We start from the raw sequence: 235 nt of genomic DNA, 5'->3' as shown, positions 1-235 counted from the left end.
CGCCTACATGTTCGAGGCGTTCGACGACGGCGTCGCCGTCGGGAGCCACGACCCCGCGATGATAGAGTACGCGACGGAGCTGTACGCCGAACACGGGACCCCCTACGAAGTACAGATGCTGACCGGCGTCCGGGAGTCGGCGCAGTTCGAACTCGCCGCCGAAGACGACGTGACGGTCTACCAGTACATCCCGTACGGCTCCAAGTGGTTCTCCTACTTCTACCGGCGGATCCGG

1 protein-coding gene is annotated in these 235 nt (G+C 64.3%); it reads left to right on the top strand.

The features are described from left to right. Positions 1–235 (top strand): proline dehydrogenase family protein (locus EXE44_RS19385; protein ID WP_199241312.1); only part of this gene is annotated, 235 nt, incomplete at both ends.

The sequence above is a fragment of the Halorubrum sp. SS7 genome, from assembly GCF_005435055.1.
Classification (GTDB): Archaea; Halobacteriota; Halobacteria; order Halobacteriales; family Haloferacaceae; genus Halorubrum; species Halorubrum salinarum.
Note: the sequence above shows the minus strand (reverse complement) of the source record. Positions and strands in the feature narration are given on the sequence as shown.